This window comes from Deltaproteobacteria bacterium, from assembly GCA_016875395.1.
In the GTDB taxonomy this organism is placed as follows: domain Bacteria; phylum Myxococcota_A; class UBA9160; order UBA9160; family UBA6930; genus VGRF01.
This window is the reverse complement of the sequence record VGRF01000009.1, coordinates 23,573-45,347: the sequence shown is the minus strand read 5'-3', so window position 1 is coordinate 45,347 and position 21,775 is coordinate 23,573. Positions and strand designations below refer to the sequence as shown.

The 21,775-nt window shown below is 69.8% G+C and carries 20 protein-coding genes and 2 pseudogenes; 9 read left to right on the top strand and 13 right to left on the bottom strand.

All coding sequences use genetic code 11. The annotated features are described in order from the left end of the window. The first annotated feature begins 3 nt into the window (after positions 1-3). Complete coding sequence (locus tag FJ091_09200; GenBank protein ID MBM4383531.1) at positions 4-876, top strand: sterol desaturase family protein; 873 nt, start codon at positions 4-6, stop codon at positions 874-876. Positions 877-914: 38 nt separating this feature from the next. After that, the gene (locus FJ091_09195; GenBank protein MBM4383530.1) at positions 915-1,424 is read left to right on the top strand and encodes a DUF1993 domain-containing protein; all 510 of its coding nucleotides are present in this window, start codon (positions 915-917) and stop codon (positions 1,422-1,424) included. A 56-nt stretch (positions 1,425-1,480) separates the two neighbouring features. Here FJ091_09195 and FJ091_09190 read toward each other — a convergent pair whose 3' ends face one another. Further along, complete coding sequence (locus FJ091_09190; GenBank protein MBM4383529.1) at positions 1,481-2,713, bottom strand: acetyl-CoA C-acyltransferase; 1,233 nt, start codon at positions 2,711-2,713, stop codon at positions 1,481-1,483. Positions 2,714-2,791: 78 nt separating this feature from the next. Then, positions 2,792-3,946 carry an ATP-binding protein gene (locus tag FJ091_09185; protein ID MBM4383528.1) on the bottom strand — a complete coding sequence of 385 codons (1,155 nt, stop codon included), beginning with the start codon at positions 3,944-3,946 and terminating at the stop codon, positions 2,792-2,794. 90 nt (positions 3,947-4,036) lie between these two features. Between FJ091_09185 and FJ091_09180 the strand changes: the two genes are divergently transcribed. After that, the gene (locus FJ091_09180; GenBank protein ID MBM4383527.1) at positions 4,037-5,101 is read left to right on the top strand and encodes an alcohol dehydrogenase catalytic domain-containing protein; all 1,065 of its coding nucleotides are present in this window, start codon (positions 4,037-4,039) and stop codon (positions 5,099-5,101) included. Between the two features lie 4 nt (positions 5,102-5,105). Here the strand turns inward: FJ091_09180 and FJ091_09175 are convergent, their stop codons facing one another. Next, the gene (locus tag FJ091_09175) at positions 5,106-6,068 is read right to left on the bottom strand and encodes a hypothetical protein (protein ID MBM4383526.1); all 963 of its coding nucleotides are present in this window, start codon (positions 6,066-6,068) and stop codon (positions 5,106-5,108) included. 249 nt (positions 6,069-6,317) lie between these two features. Here FJ091_09175 and FJ091_09170 point away from each other — a divergent pair, with 249 nt between their 5' ends. Next, on the top strand, positions 6,318-7,592 hold the full coding sequence (locus FJ091_09170; GenBank protein MBM4383525.1) for an amino acid permease: 1,275 nt from the start codon (positions 6,318-6,320) through the stop codon (positions 7,590-7,592). A 10-nt stretch (positions 7,593-7,602) separates the two neighbouring features. On the opposite strand, the gene FJ091_09165 is transcribed toward FJ091_09170, so the two are convergent. Further along, a complete protein-coding gene (locus FJ091_09165) occupies positions 7,603-8,133 on the bottom strand; it encodes a hypothetical protein (protein MBM4383524.1) in 531 nt (176 codons plus the stop codon). A 141-nt stretch (positions 8,134-8,274) separates the two neighbouring features. Between FJ091_09165 and FJ091_09160 the strand changes: the two genes are divergently transcribed. Together FJ091_09160 and FJ091_09155 are read left to right on the top strand one after the other, a co-directional pair. Then, on the top strand, positions 8,275-10,740 hold the full coding sequence (locus FJ091_09160; GenBank protein MBM4383523.1) for a CoA transferase: 2,466 nt from the start codon (positions 8,275-8,277) through the stop codon (positions 10,738-10,740). Positions 10,741-10,745: 5 nt separating this feature from the next. After that, positions 10,746-11,144 (top strand): DUF1330 domain-containing protein, encoded by a 399-nt coding sequence (locus FJ091_09155; GenBank protein MBM4383522.1) that lies wholly within the window; start codon positions 10,746-10,748, stop codon positions 11,142-11,144. On the opposite strand, the gene FJ091_09150 is transcribed toward FJ091_09155, so the two are convergent. Then, positions 11,134-12,117, bottom strand: coding sequence for an integron integrase (locus FJ091_09150; protein ID MBM4383521.1), 984 nt, complete (start codon positions 12,115-12,117; stop codon positions 11,134-11,136). The genes FJ091_09155 and FJ091_09150 overlap by 11 nt on opposite strands. A gap of 562 nt (positions 12,118-12,679) precedes the next feature. Between FJ091_09150 and FJ091_09145 the strand changes: the two genes are divergently transcribed. From FJ091_09145 to FJ091_09135, 3 genes are all read left to right on the top strand, one after another. Further along, a complete protein-coding gene (locus FJ091_09145) occupies positions 12,680-13,153 on the top strand; it encodes a pyridoxamine 5'-phosphate oxidase family protein (protein ID MBM4383520.1) in 474 nt (157 codons plus the stop codon). 97 nt (positions 13,154-13,250) lie between these two features. Then, on the top strand, positions 13,251-13,733 hold the full coding sequence (locus tag FJ091_09140; GenBank protein MBM4383519.1) for a hypothetical protein: 483 nt from the start codon (positions 13,251-13,253) through the stop codon (positions 13,731-13,733). 259 nt (positions 13,734-13,992) lie between these two features. Further along, a complete protein-coding gene (locus tag FJ091_09135) occupies positions 13,993-14,775 on the top strand; it encodes a DUF2652 domain-containing protein (GenBank protein ID MBM4383518.1) in 783 nt (260 codons plus the stop codon). 194 nt (positions 14,776-14,969) lie between these two features. Here FJ091_09135 and FJ091_09130 read toward each other — a convergent pair whose 3' ends face one another. The 8 genes and pseudogenes from FJ091_09130 to nosZ form a co-directional block, all read right to left on the bottom strand. Next, complete coding sequence (locus FJ091_09130) at positions 14,970-15,725, bottom strand: glucose 1-dehydrogenase (protein MBM4383517.1); 756 nt, start codon at positions 15,723-15,725, stop codon at positions 14,970-14,972. Positions 15,726-15,776: 51 nt separating this feature from the next. Then, entirely contained in the window at positions 15,777-16,406 is a 630-nt protein-coding gene (locus FJ091_09125) for a hypothetical protein (protein MBM4383516.1), read from the bottom strand. A 10-nt stretch (positions 16,407-16,416) separates the two neighbouring features. Next, the gene (locus tag FJ091_09120) at positions 16,417-17,259 is read right to left on the bottom strand and encodes an ABC transporter permease subunit (GenBank protein ID MBM4383515.1); all 843 of its coding nucleotides are present in this window, start codon (positions 17,257-17,259) and stop codon (positions 16,417-16,419) included. Beyond that, entirely contained in the window at positions 17,256-17,684 is a 429-nt protein-coding gene (locus FJ091_09115) for a hypothetical protein (protein MBM4383514.1), read from the bottom strand. Before FJ091_09115 ends, FJ091_09120 begins: the two co-directional genes overlap by 4 nt. Next, positions 17,677-18,561 carry an ABC transporter ATP-binding protein gene (locus FJ091_09110; GenBank protein ID MBM4383513.1) on the bottom strand — a complete coding sequence of 295 codons (885 nt, stop codon included), beginning with the start codon at positions 18,559-18,561 and terminating at the stop codon, positions 17,677-17,679. Before FJ091_09110 ends, FJ091_09115 begins: the two co-directional genes overlap by 8 nt. Beyond that, the gene (locus FJ091_09105; protein MBM4383512.1) at positions 18,551-19,039 is read right to left on the bottom strand and encodes a hypothetical protein; all 489 of its coding nucleotides are present in this window, start codon (positions 19,037-19,039) and stop codon (positions 18,551-18,553) included. The genes FJ091_09110 and FJ091_09105 overlap by 11 nt, the downstream gene beginning before the upstream one ends. A gap of 22 nt (positions 19,040-19,061) precedes the next feature. Next, a pseudogene (locus tag FJ091_09100) lies at positions 19,062-19,814 on the bottom strand (right-handed parallel beta-helix repeat-containing protein). Between the two features lie 6 nt (positions 19,815-19,820). Next, positions 19,821-21,775, bottom strand: a pseudogene (gene nosZ, locus FJ091_09095) (Sec-dependent nitrous-oxide reductase).

Here is a 21,775-nt window from a genome sequence, read left to right as displayed (position 1 = left end):
CGCGTGCGAGAAGGACCCACGCTGATCGGCCTCGCGATCGCGTTCGTGCTGCTCGGCGCACTGTTCGCGCTGCTCGAATCGCGCTTCGCGAGTGCTCCGGCGCCGCTCTTCTTTCGCCGCCGCGACTTCCGCACCGATCTCGCGTACTGGCTCTTCACGCCGCTCGTGTCGCGCAGCTTCACGCGCATCGTGGTCGGCCTCGCGGTCGTCGCGGCCGTGCTCGCGAGCGGCGGCTCCATCGCCGCGCTGCGCGCCGACCTCGCCGCGGGCCGCGCGCCGGAGCTCGGCTGGACGATCGGCCGCGACGCGCTGCGCGCGCTGCCGTTCGCGCTGCAGCTCGCGCTCGGCCTCGCCGTCGCGGACTTCATCTCGTACTGGATGCACCGCGCCTTCCACGCAGGTCCGCTGTGGGGCCTCCACGCGATCCACCACTCACCACCGCGGCTCGACTGGCTCTCCTCCGTCCGCCTTCATCCGCTGAATCAAGCCGCGATGAACGTGGCCCAGGCGCTGCCGCTCCTATGGCTCGGCTTCGACCCGCGCGTGTTCGCGGCGGTCGCGCCCCTGCTCACCTTCTACGCGATCTTCGTGCACGCCAACGTGCGCTTCGACTTCGGGCCACTGCGCTGGCTGATCGCGACGCCGCGCTTCCATCGCTGGCACCACACGAGCGAGAGCGAGGGCCGCGACAAGAACTTCGCGGGCCTGTTGCCGGTGTGGGACTTGTTATTCGGCACGCTCCACATGCCGGCTGGGCGCGTGCCCACCGAGTTCGGCGCAGGCGACGAGCCGGTGCCCGCAGGCATCTGGCGCCAGCTCGCCTACCCGTGGCGGCGCGCGAAAGCTGGCGAGGCGCTTGCGCGCGACTGCGTGTGAGCCCGCGTTACCGTGCTCTTCCACCACAGGAGGCCCCGATGCCGTTCTCGATGCACGCCGCCAGCGCGCCCGTCTTCACGCAGATGCTGACAAACCTAGTGGGCTGGCTCGACAAGGCCGAGGCGCACGCCGCCGCCAAGAAGTTCGACGCGAACAAGTTCGTCGGCATGCGGCTCTCGCCCGACATGCTGCCGTTCGAGCGCCAAATCCAGATCGCGACCGACCACGTGAAGGGCTGCCTCGCGCGGCTCGCCGGCCAGGAGCCGCCGAAGTGGTCGGACGACGAGAAGACGATCGAAGAGCTGCGCGCGCGCATCCGCAAGGCGCTCGAGTTCGCTGCGACGATCACCCCCGCCCAGCTCGAGGGCGCCGAGTCGCGCGAGATCGTGCTGCCGACGCCGCGCGGGCCGCTGAAGATGAGCGGCGAGCGCTTCCTCACGGGCTTCTCGCTGCCGAACTTCTACTTCCACGTGACGATGGCCTACGCGCTGCTGCGCCAGGGCGGCGTCGACGTGGGCAAGATGGATTACCTCGGCGCGGTGCGCTGAAACGCGAAGCGGGCGAGCGGCTCGCGCCGCTCGCCCGCCCCTAACAAGAGCGGTCGTCAGACGCGCTCGACGATCGTCGCCGTGCCCATTCCGCCGCCCGTGCACATCGCCACGAGGCCGGTCGTCTTGTTCTGGCGCTCGAGCTCGTCCACGAGCGTGCCGATCAGCATCGCGCCGGTCGCGCCGATCGGGTGACCGAGCGCGATCGCGCCGCCGTTCACGTTCACCTTGGCCGGATCGGCGCCGGTGTCGCGGAAGAAGCGCAGCACCACCGACGCGAATGCCTCGTTCACCTCGAGCAGGTCGATGTCCTTCATCGTCATGCCCGCGCGCTTGAGGCACTTGTTCGCCGCCGGGCCCGGCGCGGTCAGCATGATCAGCGGCTCGTCCGCGGCGACAGCCGTCATCTTGATGCGCGCGCGCGGCTTCAGGCCGTGCGCCTTCGCGTAGTCGGGCGAAGCGAGCACCACCGCGCCCGCGCCGTCGACGACGCCGGAGCTGTTGCCCGCGTGGTGCACGTGGTTCAGCTGCGCGACCTGCGGATACACCTGCTTGATCAGCGCGAGCATGTCTTTCTCGGACTGCTCGAACTTGAAGCCGGTCATCTTCGGGAAGCTCGGCTCGAGCTTAGCGAGCCCTTCCATCGTCGTGCTCGGCCGCGGGTACTCCTCGTGATCGAGCGCGACCGAGCCGTCCTCGTTCTTGATCGTGACGAGGCTCTGATCGAAGCGCTTCGCCGCGAGCGCCGCCGCGGCGCGCTTCTGGCTCTCGAGGCCGAGCGCGTCGCACTGCTCGCGCGTCCAGCCGTCGACCGTCGCGATCAGGTCCGCGCTGAGGCCCTGGGGCACCTGCGGGTGCCGTTCGAGTAGGTGCTTGTTATTGGCGTGGAAGCCGTCGGTGCCGTTGCGCGCGCCGCGGCTCATGTGCTCGACGCCGCAGCCGATCACGAGGTCCTGATGGCACGCCGCGATGCCCATCGCCGCGAACGTCACCGCCTGCTGACCCGAGCCGCAGAAGCGGTTCAGCGTCACGCCGGGCACCGAGATCGGCCAACCCGCATCGAGCACCGCCATGCGCCCGATGTCGTGGGCGTGATCGCCCGCGTGCGAGCCGTTGCCGCAAACCACGTCGTCGAGATCGCGCGGATCGAAGCCCGCCTTCTTCTGCAGCCCCTCCAGCACCTGCGCGAGCACGAGCTGCGGATGGAGGTGCGAGAGTGCGCCCTTGCCGGGCTTACCAGCGCCGCGCGGTGAGCGAACCGCGTCGATGATCCAGGCTTCGCGTGTCATGGGAGTTCCTTCGAGTGTTGGATTTGCGGAAGCGCGCATCGTGGCACTCTGAGCGGGGAGGACGCCAGCGGGGCGCGGCTAGAACAGATCCCCCGCAGCGAGCCGCGCGACGAACTCTTTCGCCGGAAGAACCCAGATCCCGTCATCGGTCTCGTACGCCTTCGCTTCGAGGCAGACGAGCGCGCGCTGCTTGACCCGCGGCTGATCCTTCGCGAGCTCGCGCAGGCCACGCAGGTGGTCGCTCGTGGCCTTGCGCGTGGCCTTCGCTTCGATCGCGAGCGCCATGTCGTTCACGATGAAATCGACCTCGATGCCGCTCGCGAGGCGCCAGTAAGAGAGCTGCGCGAAGGCCTCGCTGTATGCGTTGTGCGCGCACAGCTCGTGAAAGACCCAGTTCTCGAAGGCCTTGCCGTAGAGCTGCGCGCCGGGCTCGAGCCGCCCACGTCGCGCAAGTTGGTTCACCACGCCCACGTCCGCGAAGTACAACTTCGGCGCGCCGATCACCCGACGCTTCGGGCGCTTTCGGTACGCCGGCAGCCAGCGCCATAACAACGTGTCCTCGAGGATGCTGAAGTACCCCTTCACCGCCGTGCTCGAGACTCCGCACTCTCGTGCGATGTTGGTGAAGTTCACCAGCTCGGTGTCCGACAGCGCCGCGATCGAGAGGAACTCCGAGAAGACAGGCAGATTGCGCACGAGACCTTCGCCCGCGATCTCCTCCTTCAGGTAGTCGCCGACGTAGGCCGCGAGCAGGCGCTGGGGACGTTCGGCGAGATAGATCCGCGGCAAGTAGCCGTGGTTGAGCGCGCGCGTGAGGTCGAACTCCCGCCCGATTTCACCCGCGGTGAGGCCGTGCAGCTCGTAGCGCACGGCGCGCCCGCCGAGCAGATTGGCCTGGCCGCGCTTCACGCGGCGCGCACTCGATCCGCACAGCGCGAATCGCACTCCCGCGTTCTCGTGCAGCCAATGCGCTTCGTCGAGTAGAGCGGGCACCTTCTGCACTTCGTCGATGACGACCTGCGGCCTCTTCGTGCCCGCGAGCGCCGCGAGCTCCGCGCGAAGCAACTCGGGCCGCTCGAGGTAGCGGCGAAAGTCGTCTGCCCGCAGCAAGTCGACTCGAATCGCGTCGGGGTATGCCTCCGCGAGCAGCGTTGATTTTCCTGTTTGGCGGGGGCCCCACAGAAAGAACGTCTCCGTTCCTGGGGCTGGGAGTGGCAAGGATCGCTTGAACATCTGATTGAGATTATCCAGATAATCGAATGTGGCGAATTGGATTATCCGGAGCATTTCGGCCGGTCTATCGTGACTCCTGAAGGAGACCCCATGCGCGCCATCGTCTACCACGGCCCCAAGGACTTCCGCGTCGAACAGGTCGCGGACCCGAAGCTCGTGCACGAGCAGGACGCGCTCGTGCGCATCACGCGCACCGCGATCTGCGGCTCGGACCTGCACCTCTGGCACGGCATGCCGTCCGCGCTGACGGGCTTCGCGGTGGGGCACGAGTTCGTGGGCGTGGTGGAAGACGTGGGCTCGGGCGTGACGCGCGTGAAGCGCGGCGATCGCGTCGCGGTCTCGTGCACCGCGGGCTGCGGCGAGTGCGCGCTCTGCCGCCGCCGCGAGTACTCGGGCTGCCAGACGCTCGCGGCCGGCGCGCCCGCCTCGAACGTGTTCGGCTTCGGGCACCCCTCGCTGAACGGCGGCCAAGCTGAAGCGGCGCGCGTGCCGTTCGTGAACACCAACCTCTTCAAGCTGCCCGACGCCGTCGACGACGAGCACGCCCTCTTCCTCACCGACATCCTGCCCACGGGCTACATGGGCGCGGAGCTCGCGGAAGTCGGGCCGGGCGAAGTGGTCGTCGTGTTCGGCTGCGGTCCCGTCGGAACCTTCGCCCAGCGTTCCGCCCTGATCCGTGGCGCCGCTGCGGTGGTCGCGGTCGACCTCGACGAGGGCCGCCTCGCGAAGGCGAAGGCGCGCGGCTGCATCCCGCTGAATCCGAAGCGCCAGGACCTGCGCGAAGTGGTGAACGCGCTCACGAGCGGGCGCGGCGCCGACGCCGCGATCGAAGCCGTGGGCCGCAGCGAGCTCGTGCTGAGCGCGATCGAGATCGTGCGCGCGGGCGGACGCGTCGCGGTGATCGGCGTCGTCGCGGACGCGGAGGCCGTGCCGGTTCCATTCCTGCGCGGCCTGATGGGCAAGAACCTGACGCTGCGCTCCGGCCTCGTGAATCCGCAGAACCAGATCACGAAGCTGCTGCCGTTGATCGAGCAGGGTCGCCTCGATCCCACCGAGATCATCACGCATCGGCTGCCGCTTGCGGACGGCGTGCGCGGTTATCAGGTGTTCGACGCGCACGCGGAGGACGTGCTGAAGGTCGTGCTGAAGCCGTGAGTGATTACGGCGCCGGCTCGGGCTCCATGAGCCAGCGCGCGCCGCGGTAGAGCAAGATGCGGCGCGCTCCGAGCGAGTCGGGCGCGTCGCTGATCTCCGCGCGCGCCTCGAGCGTGCTCTTGCTCGGCCCCCACCAATGGCGCTTCACGTCGCCGCGCACGAGCGCGAAGCGCACGTTGCCCGCGGCGCAGCTGAACGCCTGCTCGCTGCGGCCCAGATAGGTCGAGCTCGCGAGCGCGAGCACGTGGCTGCCGGGCGCGAGAGAGACCGGCACCGCGAGCGGGATGCGCGCGAAGCTGCCGCCTTCGCGCGCGCCCTCGGGACAGTTGCCGCCGTCGCACGCGACGAGATAGCCGCGCAAGTCGAGCGCTTCGGCGCCGTCGACACTCGCGCGATCCGGGCAGCTCTCGTCGAGCCAACGATCGCGCGCGCTCGGCTCACACGCGAGCAACAGCGTGCACGCATGCGAGGCGCGCCTCGCCGCGAGCCACTGCGGCCACGCGGATGCCTCCGCGAACAGCTGAGCACCACGTGGCTCCACGCCCTCGATGCCGAGTGACACCGCTCCCACGCGCAGCAGCACTCCGCGCGGGTCGCCCGACGGTGCGCTGCCAGCGCGAACTTCCGCGACGACATCGTCGGGTGCGTACGACACGAGCACGAAGCCGGTCACGTGCTCGCGCGGCGCAGCGATCGGAATCGGTGGCGTGAAGAGCACGATGAAGCCGATCTCGCGCTGCTCGGCGTCCGCACGAAACGCCTCGATGTTCCACTCCCGGCTCGCGAGCCAAGGTGCACCGAGCGCCGCGTGGACCGCGCTGCGTGTGGTCTCGCGAGCCACGATTGCCGCGCTGCGTCGCGCCTGCTCCTCCACCGCCTTCGGCCGCGTGACCCGCAGGCTCACGCCACACGCGCTCACCAGCATCGCTGCGGCAGCGAGCAGCATCGTGATGTCCAAACGCGCCACTGCCTCGCCCCTCCCGTGCTCCGTAACGCCTCGCCGGTTCGCGGCCGCGTTTCCACGCCGCGCACTCGCAAGGTCCGCGCCAGGATCCCGTCGTCGCATTCGGAGCTTGACGGCGCGCGGCGCGCCAGCGGAAGCTCCCTAACAGATGTCAGCGTCCGCCCCCACCGCCGTGGATCGCGCCCCCGAGCTCGGGAGTCGCTACTCGGGGTATGCGCTCGCTTGGTTCGTGCTCGTGGACGGCGCCCGCGGGTGAGCGCACCGCCCCAGCTCCGCCGCGTCGTCTCGCGCTGGGAGGTGGTCGCGCTCGCGATCAACGACGTGATCGGCAGCGGCGTGTACCTCTTGCCCGCAACCGCCGCCGCATTGTTAGGCGGCGCGAGCCCGCTCGCGGTGCTGCTCGCGGGCTTCGCGGTGCTGCTGATCGTGCTGTGCTTCGCCGAGGCCGCGAGCTTGTTCGACGCGCCCGGCTCGGGCGCGGTCTACGCCCGCGAAGCGTTCGGGGAGCTCGCGGGCTGGCAGGTGGGGTGGATGACGTGGCTCGCGCGCGTCGCCTCGGTGGGCTCGCTGAGCGCCGGCTTCGCGCAGGCGCTGGGCGCGCTCTGGCCCGCGGCGCAGAGCGAGCCGCTGCGCAGCGCGGTGATCGTCGTGCTCATCGCGGGGCTCGGTGCGCTCAACGTGATTGGCGTGAAGGCCGGGGCGCGCGCTGCGTGGGTGCTCGCGCTCGCGAAGCTGCTGCCCCTCGTGGCGCTGATCGCGTGCGGCGTGTTCGCGATCGAGTGGTCGCGCTTCGAAGAGGCGAGCGCGCCTTCGCTCGCGGGCCTGCGCGAGGCAGCGCTGCTGTTGTTATTCGCGTACGCCGGCTTCGAAAACACCGCGGCCGCCGCCGGGGAACACCGAGACCCGCGCCGCGACGTGCCGTTCGCGCTGCTCGTGCAGATCGGTGTCGTGACCGCGCTCTACGCGCTCGTGCAACTCGTCGTGGTGGGCGTGCTCGCGGAGCCTGAGAAGTCCGCGAGCCCGCTCGCGGACGCGATGGGCGCGCTGGTCGGGCCCGCGGGCGCCGCGCTGCTCGGGCTCGGCGCGCTCGTCTCGATCGCGGGTACGAACGCCGGCACGATCCTCGCGGGCCCGCGGTACCTCTACGCGATCGCGCACAGCGGCGCGCTCCCGAGCTGGCTCGCGCGCATCCACCCGCGCTTCCGCACGCCGCATCTCGCGATCGTGGTGCAGTGCGTCGTTTCGCTGCCGCTCGCGCTCACGGGCTCGTTCGCGGAGCTCGCCGCGCTCTCGGTGATCGCGCGGCTCGTCACTTACGTGAGCACCGCCGCGGCCGTGATCGTGTTGCGACGCCGCATGCCGTCGACTCCGCGCACGCTGCGGCTCCCGTTCGGCCCCGCGATCCCGCTCGCCGCGGTCGCGGTGTGCCTCGTGCTCGCGAGCGCCGCCACGCGCGCGAATCTCGTCGCCGGTGCGCTCGCGTTGGCAGTGGGTGGCGTGCTGTGGTGGCGACGCAAGGCCGCGTAGCGCGCGCAGCTCAGTCCTCTTCCGGGATCCAAGGACCCGTGGCGTCCCAGCGAACGCGCACGCCGCGCGTTGCGGACGCAGCGCTGGCGGAGGCGCGCAACGAGAGACGCAGCCGCGCGAGCGTCCAGCGCTTGTTCAGCTTGAGCGTGCCCTTGCGCAGCGCGAGGGGCGCGAGCACTACCGGCTCTCTGCACAGCGCCGAGGCGCGCGCCTCCGCGTCGAGGCCGAGCGCCGCGAGACTCGCCGACGACGGCGCGAGCAGCGTCTTCACGCGGAGGCGCGTGTAGAACGCTCCCCAGGTGAGGCGGCTGCGCGACGCGCCGCCGATGGCGACGGGAGCGTCGAGGCTCCAGGTGCCGTCGCTCTCCAGAGCGAAGCTCGCGCCGAATGGAATCGTGGCGCGCCCGCAGCCCTTCACGCGCACGACGGCGCTCCCCGAGAGCGAGCCGTCGCCGGCGGGCGTGGGAAACGGCACCGACTGCGCGAGTGCGCGCCCACAGGCGATCAGCACGATCAACGAGACGGCCTTCGTCCATCGCATCGGAGATCCCCCAGCGAAGGCATCGCAAGCCGCGTGCCTCCCGCGAGTGCGCGTCAGCGATCTCGACCGCGGCGTCGCAGCAATGCGCCGCAGCCGCGGGGCGAGTTGCCCGAGCGCGCGGGGCGATGAGAAGATGCGCGCATGAGCGCACCCGCAGCCCTCTCTCCGTACCGCGTCCTCGACCTCACCGACACGCGCGCCGAGCTCGGCCCGCAGGTGCTCGTGGGTCTCGGCGCCGACGTCATCAAGGTGGAGCCGCCCGGCGGCTCCGAATCGCGGCGCGCGGAGCCGCTCGCGGCCGGCGAGCCCGCGGAGCTCGCGAGCCTGCGCTTCCTCGCGTTCAACCGCGGCAAGCGCAGCGTGGCGCTCGACCTCGAGACTTCTCAGGGCCGCGCCGACTTCTTGCGGCTCGCGGCAACTGCGGATTTCGTGTTCGAGAACGCCGCGCCCGGCGAGATGGACGCGCGCGGCTTCGGCTTCGCCGCGCTGCGCGCCGTGCGGCCCGATCTCGTCTACGTGGCGATCACGCCGTTCGGGCAGGACGGCCCGTACGCGAAGCATCTCGCCACGGACCTAACACTTTCCGCAATGGGCGGCGCGATGATCCTGAACGGCGAGCCCGACCGGCGGCCCGTGCGCATCACGGTGCCGCAGACCTGGTACCACGCCGCGGTCGACGGCGCGCTCGCGGCGATGGCGGCACATCACCGGCGGCTCAAGACGGGCGAGGCGCAGTTCGTCGACGTGAGCGTGCAGGCCTCGGTGTTCTGGACCGGGCTCAACGCGATGCTCGCGCACCCGATCCAGGGCAAGAACATCGAGCGCGACGGAACGGTTCTCCAGCTCGCGACGATGACGTCGCCGCTCGTCTACCCGTGCGCAGACGGCGAAGTCGTGCTGATCGCGACCAAGGCGACGCTGCAGCAGCTGATTCCGTGGATGCTGAGCGCTGGCGCGATCACCGAGGAATGGGCCGCCGCCGAGGACTGGAGCTCGTACGAAGTGCGCATGCTCACGGGGCAGGCCCTCGCGCACTCGGTCGCGCACGTGCGCGAAAGGATCACCGCGTTCACCCTGTCTCAGACGAAGCAGGCGCTGTTCGAGGGCGGCGTCGCGCGCGAAATCACCCTCGCGCCGGTGAACACCGCCGCGGATGTGGTGGCGATGCAGCAGCTCGCAGCGCGCGACTACTGGCGGCCCCTCGCCCTAACAAGCGCGCGCGAGCTGAAGGCGCCCGGCCCGTTCGCGAAGCTCTCGCGCACGCCGATCGCGTTCACGCGCCCCGCGCCGCGCGCGGGCGAGCACACGGCCGAGGTGCTCGGGAATCTCGCGCCGAAGCCGGCGCTCAGCGCCGCGCGCGCCGTGCCCGTGAGCGGCCCCGGCGCCGCGGAGGATCCGAAGCTGCCGCTCGCCGGCGTGAAGATCGCCGACTTCTCGTGGATCGGCGTCGGCCCGATCACCGCCAAGGCGCTCGCCGACCACGGCGCGCAGGTCGTGCACATCGAGACCGAGAACCCCGCCGATCGCCTGCGCCTCGTCGGCCCGTTCAAGGACGGCATCGCGGGGATCAACCGCTGCCAGTTCTTCGGCTCGTTCAACACCTCGAAGCTCTCGCTCGCGCTCAACCTGAAGACGCCCGAGGGCATCGAGATCGCGAAGAAGCTGCTCGCCTGGTGCGACGTCGCGCTCGACTCGTTCACCGCCGGCACGATGAACGAGCTCGGCATCGGCTACGACGTGGCGAAGAAGCTCAACCCGAACCTCATCATGGCGACGACCTGCTTGTTAGGGCAGACGGGGCCCGCTGCGCGCCTCGGCGGCTACGGCTACCACGCCGCCGCGGTGAGCGGCTTCTTCGAAGTGACGGGCTGGAACGACCGCGCGCCGGGCGGCCCCTTCAACGCCTACACCGACACGATCGCGCCGCGCTTCCTCGCCACGATCCTGATGGCCGCGCTCGACCACCGCCGCCGCACGGGCGAGGGGCAGTACATCGATCAGGCGCAGATGGAGAGCGCCCTCCACTTCCTCGCGCCCGAGCTGCTGAACGTGCAGCTCACCGGGAAGAGCCCGAGGCGCGCAGGCAACCACTCGCCGACGGCTGCGCCGCACGACGCGTACCCGTGCAAGGGCCGCGACGAGTGGTGCGCGATCGCGGTGGAGACCGACGCGCACTGGCGCGCACTGCGCCGCGCGCTCGGCGAGCCCGCGTGGGCGATGCGCGGCGAGCTCGCCACGCTCGCGGGTCGGCAGGCGAACGCGCAGCTCGTCGACAAGCACCTCGCCGAGTTCACCGCGCAGCACGAGCCGCGCGCGCTGATGGAGTTGTTACAAGCCGCGGGCGTACCGGCCGGCATGGCGCAGCGCTCGAGCGACCACCAGCGCGACCCGCAGCTCGCGCACCGCAAGTTCTTCCGCCCCCTCGAACACCCCGAGATGGGCCTCGTCCCGTACGAGGGCCACTCGTACAAGATCTCCCACTACGACAACGGCCCGCGCTTCCCCGCACCGTGCATCGGCGAGCACAGTTATCAGGTGTTGACCGAGGTGCTGGGACTGAGCGACGACGACGTGGCGCGCGTGATGGGCAGCGGGGCGATTCAGTGAGCGCGCTGCGCGAGGAGCTGCACGAAGCGGCGGTCGCGGGGCTCGACCCCGCGAAGCCCGTGGTGATGCTCAACCTGATGAAGTTCCGCGCGCGCTCGCTCGACGGCGACGGCACCGGCTGGGACGCGTACCTGCGATACAGCAAGAACACCTCGCCGCTGCTCAAGGCGCGGGGCGCCACGATCCTGTGGACCGGAGACGTGAGGACGCTCGCACTCGGCCCGCTCGGTGCCGGTGAGTGGGACTACGCCGCGCTCGTGTACTACCCGCGACCCGACGCGTTTCTCGACATGATGAAGTCAGCTGACTACGCGCGCGGCAACCTGCACCGTGAGAACGGGTGCGAGAAGCACGTGATTCTGGCGACGCACGAGGCGTACTCGAAGCTCGCGCTCACGAAGTGAAGTCGAGCGGGCTTCTCACACCCGCGGCGCCGCGGTTCAGCACGTGCGTGTAGATCATCGTGGTCGACACACTCGTATGGCCGAGTAGCTCCTGCAGCGTGCGGATGTCGGTGCCCGATTCGAGCAAGTGCGTTGCGAAGCTGTGGCGCAGCGTGTGACAGCTCGCACGCTTCGCGATGCCAGCGCGCGCGACGGCCTGCTTCACCGCGCGCTGAATCACCGTCTCGTGGAGGTGATGGCGGCGCTCCGTGCCCGCGCTGGCGTCGAAGTAGCGGCGCGTCGCGGGGAACACCCATTGCCACACCCATTCGCGAGCCGCGTTCGGGTACTTGGATGCGAGCGCGCTCGGCAACGCGGCCGCGCCGAAACCCGCGGCGAGGTCGCGCGCATGGAGCGCGCGCACGGCGCGCAAGTGCTCGCGAAGCGGTTCGATGACCGTTTGGGGTAGTGGCGCGACGCGCTCCTTGCCGCCCTTGGTCTGCCGCAACCGCAGCTCGCGCCGCTCGAAGTCCAGGTCCTTCGCGCGAAGCGTGAGCGCCTCGAGGAGGCGCAAACCTGCGCCGTAGAGAAGCGCAGCGACCAGCCACTCGACGCCACGTAGCCCAGCGAGCAGCGCGTGCACCTCGCCGCGCGTGAGCACGACCGGCAAGTGCTGCGAGGTACGCGCGCGCACGACCCCGGGGATCTCACCCAGCTCTCGAGCAAGCACCTCGCGATAGAGGAACACCAGCGCGTTCAGAGCCTGGTTCTGGGTCGACGCCGACACCTTCGCGTCGACCGCGAGGTGAGTGAGGAACGCGGCGATCTCTTCGGCGCCGAGCTCTGCGGGATGCCGCTTGCCGTGGAACAAGATGAAGCGCCGAATCCAATCGACGTAGCTCCGCTCCGTGCGCGGACTCCGTTGCAACACGCGCAGCCGCTCGCGCACCCGATCGAGCAAGCGCGGCCCCGCGGCCGCAGGCTTCGTGGTCATCGCAACGACCTCGCCGCGCGGGACGACGCGGCGCTTTGGGGCGATCCGCGAAGCTAATCACCGACGCGCGCCCTCGCAGCCTTTCGTCTGAAACGCTGCGAGAACAAACGCTGCGAGGAAAGGCTGCAGAGCGAGTGCGAGACGCCAGCGGACGACGCCGCGACGCAGGAGAACGTCATTGCGCCGCAGTGTTTGTGGGGAGAGAATCGGCCGGAACGAGGACCGACGCGGCGGAGGCTGGTCGGTCAGGCGTGCAACGAGCGGGGCCGTCGGCCGGCCGGTTCGGGGTCGTCACGCGGCCGGTCTCCGGAGCACGCGTGGTAGGTTCGCGGCGGCCGGCAGCTTATTGCCGAGCCGTTGGACAGCCGTGATCATCGAGCACGAGATCATCGAGCGAATCGAGGAGGAGCCTACCGGTCTACCCATTTGGTCAAGCGGACCCGATACGGCAAGCAGCCTAGGGCCGCACTGTGGCACTTCGTACTCTCCTCGCAGCGCGGCCCTACGCCGCTTGCTCCCGCGTGCTTGTTGCCTCGACGTCAGGCCGCGCCAAGAGGGTCGCATGGCGAGTTGGTCCCAATTCAACAAGGCCGCTCCCGACTTCGGTGCGGCGGGGCGCAGGCTCCTCGTCGGGCCAGACGGAGTTGCCATCGGCTTCGTCGCCACCGTCGGTGCCCATGGCGTGCCTCACCTCTCACCTGTCTGCCCCATCTTCTGCGATGCCCATCTCTACATCAGCGCGGGAGCGCACACGCCCAAGGCGGCCGACCTCCGCGCCTCGGGCCGATACGTCCTTCATGCGTTCCTCGGAGCGAAGGACGAGGAGTTCCAGGTCGCTGGGCGCGCCCTCGAAGTCTCCGACGCGGCCGAGCGTGCCGCAGTCCATTCAGCGATTCCCTTCCCCGCCTTCAAGACGACCGATCCGGTCTTTCGGCTCTCCGTCGAGCGCGCGCTCTGGGTGTCCTGGGAACGCTTCTGGCAGCCTGACACGAAGCCGATCTCTCGGCATTGGTCCTCGAACGAGGGTGTGGCCTAACCAGGCGCTTCAGCTGACAGTCGAGGGCCGGACCGACGTACCTCGGTAGACATACTCCGCGAGCGCCCGGCCGGCGCACCGCAACGAGGCCGCACCAATGCCCCCGATCGCGTTCTTCGTCCTCCAGTTCCTCTGGTTCCTGTTCGCGTGGTCGCTCCTCACCTACTTCTTGTTATGGCCGCTCTCCGCGGGGCTCTCGCCGAACGCGCGCCTCAGCCTCTTCATCGCACCGGAGATGTTCCGCGTGCTCGGCGTCGGGCTGCTCGTGCCGAACCTCTCGCCGGGGATGCCCCTCGAGTTCGCGGTTCCGACCGCGCTCGCGGACAGCCTCACCGCGCTGCTCGCAGCCGCCGCGTTCGTCGCGCTGCGGCGCGACTGGCGCGGAGCGCGCGGGCTCGCGTGGGCGTGCACGGTCATCGGCACGGCGGACTTGCTCGTCGCATTTCCGCACGCGGCGTCGATCGGCGCAATCGAGCACATGGCCGCGCAGTGGTACGTGCCCGTCTTCGCCGGTGCGCCGCTCGTGGTCTGTCACGTCGCGTGCTGGATCTTGCTGCTGCGGGGCCGCTCGCGGGCATAGCGCTCGTTCACGGTGATCTCTGGTGGCGATGGAAGTCGCGCCTACCGCGGCCTCACGCGTAGTGGGGGACTCCCGCAGTCCGGTGCGCACGCTCGCACGAGTGACCTTTTGTGCACGAGCACGACGTGGCACCGAGCTGTCAGCCGAACGCGGACCGCGCCGCCGGTAGCGTCGTGCTGAGGTGACTGCTTGCACGAGGGTCTGCTTGCGAGCACCCAGGTCCGATCAACCGCGATAAGGTGCGTGACGCATCCGGACCTTGCTGGCACCGAGCGCCGATCCACTCGCGATCGCCGAGGACTCGCCGTTGACACAGCTGCAGAAGGTATTCCTGGTGCTGCTCGACATCAGCGGGTACACGCGCTTCATCAAGTTCCACAAGGTGAGCCTGATCCACGCCGAGCGGATCATCGACGAGCTGCTCGAGCGAGTCATCGCTGAGTCTCGTCCACCGCTCGTGTTGCAGGAGCTGGAAGGCGACGCCGTGTTCTTCTACGCGGTCTCGGATAGCACTCGAGAGATGGCGCAAGAGATCGTCGCCCAGGTGCACCGCAGTCTCGCGGCCTTTCGCGAAAGAGAGGCCGTGCTCGTCAGCGAGTGCGGGATCTGCACGTGCGACGCGTGCCGGACGGTGGGGCGCCTCTCGATGAAGGCAGTCGTCCACCACGGGAACGCCGTCTTCACGCAGGTGCAGCAGTTCACCAAGCTCTCAGGCGAGGACGTGATTCTCGCTCACATGTTGCTGAAGGTTCCGATCGAGCGGCGGGAACACGTCCTCGTGACTGAGAGCATGCATGCTCTTCTCGGCGATCTCGACGAGAAACCCGCAGAGCTCCGCACCGAGAGCTGCGGTGAGCTGGGCCAAGTCAACGTCAGTGTCTACTACCCCTCGCAGAATCAATCCGAGATCGTGCCGGCGAGAGTGTCGTTTCTCTCGAAGCTGAAAATGTTCGCGAAGGTCGAGCGTCACCTGCTGAAGCGACTCGTGACTCCCGCCACGAAGCGCTACGCGCACATCGATGCCCTGCGAAAATCGCATTGAGGGGGGCCGCAACGCCCGACTCGTGAGCCCCCTCGCATTCGCACTGCTTTGTGCGTGCGAACCAGGTCCCACCCCGGCGCCGACAGGCCCTGCTGCCGTGCGCGCACCGACGCGTTCTCTGCGGAGCGAGTCGCCGAAACGGTGCCCGCGATTGCGCGCGAGGAAGGCTCGTCGCCGCGCTCGACGCGATCGCGTTACAGCCCGCCCGTCACATAAAGGCACTGCCCCGTCACCCAGCTCGAAGCACTGCTCGCCATGAACACGACGGCGTTGCCGATGTCGTCGGGCGTGCCGAGGCGCGCGAGCGGAACTCCTAACAGCTTCTCGAGCGGCTTCCCTTCCGGGAACTTCGTCGACGCGTTGAAGTTCTCGGTCGGGATCGGGCCGGGCGCGACGGCGTTCACGCGGATCTTCGGCGCGAGCTCGAGCGCGAGCGTCGCGGTGAGCGAGTTCACCGCAGCCTTCGAGGCGGCGTAGGGGCCGTTCTTGAGCGCCCCGCCCTGCGCAGCGCGAGACGAGATGTTCACGATCGCCCCGCCCTTGTCGCCCATGTGCTTGGCTGCGATCACGGCGCTCGCCCACACGGACTTGAGGTTGAGATCGAGCTGCGCGTCCCAGCGATCTTCCGGCGTGCGCGTGAGGTAGCGCGGCGTCGCGTCGGGCAGGCCGCCGGCGTTGCTCACCCAAACGTCGAGGCCGCCGAGCTCGGCGACCGCGCGTGTTGCAAGCCGCTCGAGCTGGTCGCCGTCCGTCACGTCGGTCGGCACCGCGATGGCGCGGCGGCCGAGTGCGCGAGCTTCGCGCGCGACCTCTTCGAGATCGCTCGCACTGCGCGCCGCGAGCGCGACGTCGGCGCCCGCGCGCGCGAGCGCCAGCGCGATGCCGCGGCCGATGCCTTTGCCCGCGCCGGTGACGACGGCGACGCGGCCCGTGAGATCGAAGGGATTCATGCGCGCTCCTCCCGCAAGAGGCGCGATCATGCGCCAGCGCGGCGCGCGCTTCTACGCCGCGGGCGCCAAGCGCGTCCCGCGCAGTGCGGACGCCGCGGTGGCGAGCAGCATGCCGACGAGCGCAATGCCGATCGCGCTCAGAGCGAGTGCCCCGGTCGACGGCAAGCTCGTGATCGTGAAGTTCGCCACTTGGCCCGTGCCGAAGACCACGGGGGTGAACGGCTCGACCGTGAACGGCGCGTCGGGCGCGAGGTTGTGGCCGAACACGTAGAGCGTGTAGGCAAAGCGCGCGAACGAGAACAGGCCGAAGTAGGTGTAGAGCGCGACGAGATCGACGAGGGCGCGCAGGTCGCCGATCGCCGCGACCCGTAACAACAGCAGCGCCGCGACGCCGAGCGCGAACGGCAACCAGTCGAGGTCGGAGAGCGCCGCGCGGTCGATCCGCGCCATGCCGATGTAGTGGTTCAGCGTGTTCACTTCCTGGATGTCGCCCTCGACCGTGTAGGGATAGATGTCGAGCGTGAGGCCCTTCGGGTACTGCGGCGCCACCATCTCGAGCGTCCAGAGCGGCGCAAACGCGGCGAGCGCGAGCGGCGCCAGCAGCGCGAGGGCGAGCAGGCGCGTTCGCAGCGAGAGCGGCGTCGCGAGCGCGCGATTCAAGGAAGTCAGCCAGCGGTCCATTGCGAACCTCCTAGATCAAGTCATCCCGGCCGAACGCCCGCCACGCATACGCGAAGGCGAGCGCGCCGAAGGCGAGCGGCCAGGCGAGGCCGAGCGCGAACAACAAGCTCGGCCCGAGCTCCGAGGCGAGGTAGAAGCCGACGGGCCCGAGCGTCGCGAGATCGGGCTGCGCGCCCGAGAGCAGCGCGAGGCGCGCGCACTCGACCGGGTTCAGCGCGGCGAGGAAGAACACGAGGCGCGGCGGGAGTGCGGTGTGGAGCAGCACCGCGATCAACCCGAAGTCGAGCAGCGCGACGGAGGCGAGCCACGCGAGCAGCCAGCCCGCCAGCGCGCGCGCCTGCGTGCGCGCCGCCGCGGAGATCGCGACACCGAGGGCCGCGTACGCGAGCAGCAAGCACGTGCTGATCGCGGCACTGCGCGCGAGGAACTGCCACGGCACCGGCTGCGCGAAGGCGAAGCGTCCGATCGCGGCGAGCGCGGCGAAGGCGACGAGCGCCGGCACGATCAGCGCGAGCGCGCGCACGCCGGTGACTGCGGCGAGGTAGCTGCCGCGGCGCACGGGCAGGCTCATCCACAGCTCGAGCGAGCCGTCCTCGCGCGCGCGATTGATCGCCTGCCCCGTGACGCCGAGCGCGAGCAGCGGCAGGAAGAACACGAGCGCGTGGCTGAGCGAGAACAGCACGCGGCCCATGCCGGTGAACGCGACCACGCTCGACTCGCGCATGCCGAAGTAGACGAAGCCCGCGGCGAGCGCGGCGTAGAGCGCGAGGCTGAAGAGCGGCCAGCGCGAGCGCCGCAGCTCCGCGGCGTCGAGCCGCGCCATCGCGAGGAAGTCGGCGGGCGCCGCGCTCATCGGCCCGACTCGATGTGCGCGAGCGCTGCTCCGCCATCCTCGGCGCCCTCGGTGTCCCGCGGAACTGCCGCGAAGCCGTAGCCCATCGGCGACTCGGCAACGCGCAGGAACGCGACCGCCTCGTCGTCCAGCCAGCGATCGCTGCGCGAGTCGTGGAACCAGGCGTGCGACTCGGGGTCGGCAAGCTGCAGGCGGTGCAACAACAAGCAGCCCGGGTCGTCGTAGAAGAGCACTTCGCCCGTGCCGCGCCGCAGCTGCGCCGCGAAGCGCGGCTCCGAGACGAGCATGCGGCAGTGCGCGCACGCGACGCGGTCGTAGGCGACGGGCGCCGGCCCCTCGCTCGGGCGCGCGAGCCACCACGCGGCGGCGCCGAGCACGGCGAGCACCCCCGCGAGCGCCAGCAGTCGCAGCGCGCGCTCACGCATCGCGCGGCTCCGCAGCCGTGCCGTGCTCGACGTCGCGCACCTCGAGGTCGCCGAGCTGCGCGCCTAACAGCTGTGCGAGCTCGGCCACGACGCGCGCCTTCTCGCGCCGCGACGCGAGCCGCGAGTAGCGCCCCTCGCCGAGTGGCTTGAAGCCGCGCGCGATCAACTCGGCCTCGCCCTTCGGCGGCGCGGCGAGGGTCACGTCGAGGACGCTCACGAGCGTGTCGTCGAGGTAGTCGCTCAGCGCGCCGCGCCGCGCGACGCGGCCCTCTTCCAGCACCAGCACCTCGCTCGCGAGCTGGCGCACTTCTTCGAGGCGATGCGAGCACAGCACGAGCGTGGTCTCGCGCGGCTGCTCGGCGATCGCCTCGAGCACGCGCGCGCGGCTCTCGGCGTCGAGGCTGCCGGTCGGCTCGTCGAGCACCAGCAAGCGCGGCGAAGCTGCGAGCGCGAGCGCGACGAGCAGCTTCTGCTTCATCCCGCCCGAGAGTCCGCGGAACGGGCGCGCGGCGATCTCGCCGAGCGTGAGCCCAAGCCGCTGCGCAAGCGCATCCACGCGTGAGCCCGCGATGCCGCGCACCCCGCACACCGCAGCGACCACCTCGCCCGCGCTCGCCGCGAGCTGCGGCGCGGCCTGCGGCACGTAGGCGATCTCGCGTGCGAGGTGCGCTCGCTCGCGTGCGGGGTCGCGCGAGTCGACGCGCAGCTCGCCTTCGCAGCGAAGCAGCCCGAGCAGCGCGCGGTTCAGCGTCGACTTGCCCGACCCGTTGGGGCCGATCAGCGCCACGCGCGCGCCGGGCTCGACCGCGAACGACACGCCCTGCAGCGCGGCAGTGGCGCCGAAGCGTTTGCGCACGTCGCGCGCCTCAATGCGCACGGGGCGTCTCGTCGACGAAGAGCGTCTCGGGGCGGAACAGCGGCACGGTCTCGCCGAGCCACTCTGCAAGTGCGAGCGCCGGCGTGCCGCGGAAGAGCGCGAGCGCGGGCGCGCGCTGCGTCCACGCCGCCGCGAGGCTGCGCTGCTCGTGCGGCAGGTCGCCGATGCCGTCGCGATCGAGGTCGTAGCCGCGATAGTCGTCGTAATTCCCACGCCACTCTGCGGCGCGCGCGTTGCCGCCGCCTTCGAGCGCCACCTGCACGTCGTTGGCGCGCAGCTCGTTCGCAACGAGGTGGTTCCGCGCAGAGCCGCCGTGGATCACGATCGCGCGGTCGTGGCCGGCGATGACGTTGCGTTCGATGCGATTTTCTTCGCGCGGGTCGAGCGGGCTCTGGTCGAGGTAGACGCCGATGGTGTTTCCGACGAGCCGGTTGCCATCGATCACGAGCAGGCCCGACTCCTTCGCGCCGATTCCCATGCCCGCGGCGCCCCCCCGCGCGCAGCATCTCGTTCCCGACGATCTCGACGCCGCGGCTGTACATCACGAACACGCCCACCACGTTGCGATCGAAGCGATTGCGCTCGACCCGGCAATCGTGGCTGTACATGAAGTGCATGCCGTAGCGGCCGCGCTCGATCTCGTTCGCGACGAACGAGTTGCCAGGCGCGTACCAGGCGACGATGTCGCGCGCGTCGCGCACGCGATTGCCTTCGACGCGCGAGTGCCGCACCTCCCAAAGCCGGATCGCGTCGCCGCGTAGGCCCAGCGCGGTCGTCGCGATGCCGGCGACATCGTTGTGCGCGATGCGCAGGCGATTCGCGCGCTCCGCGAGGATTCCGAACAGCGCGTTCTCGATCGCGAGGCGCTCGACGCGAACGTCGTCGGCCTCGACTCGCACCGCCGCGTCCGCACGCTCGAAGCGCGAGCCACTGCCGTCGACGCGAAAGCCGAGCAATGAGGCGCCCGCGCCGGTGACGCGGATCGTGCTGCCCACCCCGCGCGTGACGACGCTCGCGGATCGCGGACCCCAGAGCGTGATGCGCTTTGCGACGACGAGCGGACCGGCGTATTCGCCGGGCGCGAGACAGAGCGCATCGCCGGGCTGCGCTGCGTCGAGTGCAGCCTGAAGCCGCGCGCCGGACTCCACCGCGAGGCAAGCGAGCGGCCGCGCCGGAGTCGCCTCCGACGCGGCCGCCGTCTCCGCGCTCGCGAGCGCTGCCATGCACGTGAACACGACGGCGCGCGCGAGCATCTCGGGTTACTTCGGTTCCACCAGCAAGTAGCCCGCCATCTCCAAGTGCAGCGCCGAGCAGAACTCGGTGCAGTACATCGGGAACACGCCTGCGCGGTCCGCCTTGAACGTCACGTTGGCGTGCTCGCCCGGCTCGATGCTCACGTTCACGTTGTGCGAGCCGAGCGCGAAGCCGTGCGTCGCGTCGTAGGCTTGCTCCGTGTTCGTGAGGTGGAGGTGCACGGTGTCGCCTTCCTTCACGCGCACGACATCCGGCGTGAAGTGGCTGCGCACGGCGGTCATCCACACGTGAACGCCGTCGTCCCGCCGCTCGACGCGCTCCTTGCCGGCCTCGACCGCGTTCGGGTCGATGCGCTTCGCGATCGGATCGGTACCGACCGGGTACACGTCGATCGGCTTCAGCTTGTCGGCCTTGATCGTCTGCGCGTAGTGCGGTTCGCCGATCGGCAGCGGCATGTCGTAGAGCAGCTTCATCTCCGCGCCGCTGATGTCGACGAGCTGGAAGTTCTGCGGCAGCAGCGGGCCGACTTTGCCGAAGCGATCGATCGCCCATTTGTTCATCGCGATCAGGTAGCCGCCGTCGGGGCTCACCGTGTCGCCCTCGGCAGCCGTCAAGTGCCCGATGTTGTAGTGGACTGGCAGCTTGTTCACGGTCTTCAGGTCTTTGAGGTTCCACTTCGCGACGACGGACTCGAGAAAGACGGACGTGTAGGCGAAGCCGTCGGGGCCGAACTGCGTGTGGAGCGGCCCGAGTCCGATCTCGACCTGGCCGCGGATCGACTCTTCGAAGGGCAGAATCGGCACGCCGTAGTCGTCGTTGCCGGCGTACTTCTTTGCGCCGATCAGCGCCTTGATCTTCTCGATGCTGTAGACGGGGGCGTGAGTGTCGAGCTTGCCCGCGACGACGATGTCTTGGCCGTCCGGCGAGACGTCGACGCCGTGCGGGCTCTTCGGCTCGGGAATCAGGTGGAGGATTCCCTCGGACACCGCGCTCGCGAGCGGGATCACGGGCATGTTCGCGATCGTGCGCGTCTTGCCTGCGGCGACAGCGGCCTCGGCCTTGTGCCAGTCGATCACGTGCATGAAGTCCGTGTCGTTCTGCGACGCGCCCGACTCCATCGGCGGGTTGCCCGCGGCGATGTCGCCGTACGAGCGCTCGGTGTTGAACGAGTTGAGGAAGATGAAGCCGTCGCTCGCGAGCTTGCCGGCGTCCGCGAGGTCTTGGCCGTATGGCGGGAGTTCGATCGCGAACGACTTCGCGCGATCGATCGCGCCCTTCTCGCGATCGAACTTCCACAGGATGATCGCCCCTCGGTACTTCTCGTTGTACTCCGTGACGTCCGCGTACCCACCGCCGAGCGGCGCCGCGTACTGCGTCGCCTCGATCACGTATTCGGTGTTCGGCGTGACGAACGCGCCGCCGTGGTCGGACTGAATCAGCCCGCTGCGCACGATCTGGGTCGTGACGAAGTCCTCGAGATTGATCACGGCCATGCGCGCGTTGGCTTTGTCGTTGATGAACAAGTACTGGCCGTCGTAGTCACCCGCGGTCTCGGACAGCGCGGGGTGGTGCGTGTCGGCCCAGCGCAGCTTCTTCCCGTCGGCGTTGCCGGAGTCGAGCAGCGCGTCGGTCTGGTCGCCGTAGCCGAAGCCTTGCCACGGCTCCGGCGCAAACACCGCGATCACCTTGAGGATGCGCGCATGCTCGGCAAGCCGATCACGAGCACCTGCCCGCCGTGTCCGCCCGACGCGAACGTGTAGTACTCGTCGTGCACGCCAGTGGGCGTGTAGGTCTTCAGCGCGGCGGCGACGTGCTCATCCGTGAGATTGCGCGCCTTCATCAGCGCCGCGACGTCGGCGCCCCCGCCGCCGCCGGCGGATTCGAGCTCGGACTGCGGCGTACACGCGAGCACGAACGCCGCGGCGGCGAGCGAAGCGAGAGCATGGGAACGAGTGCGCAT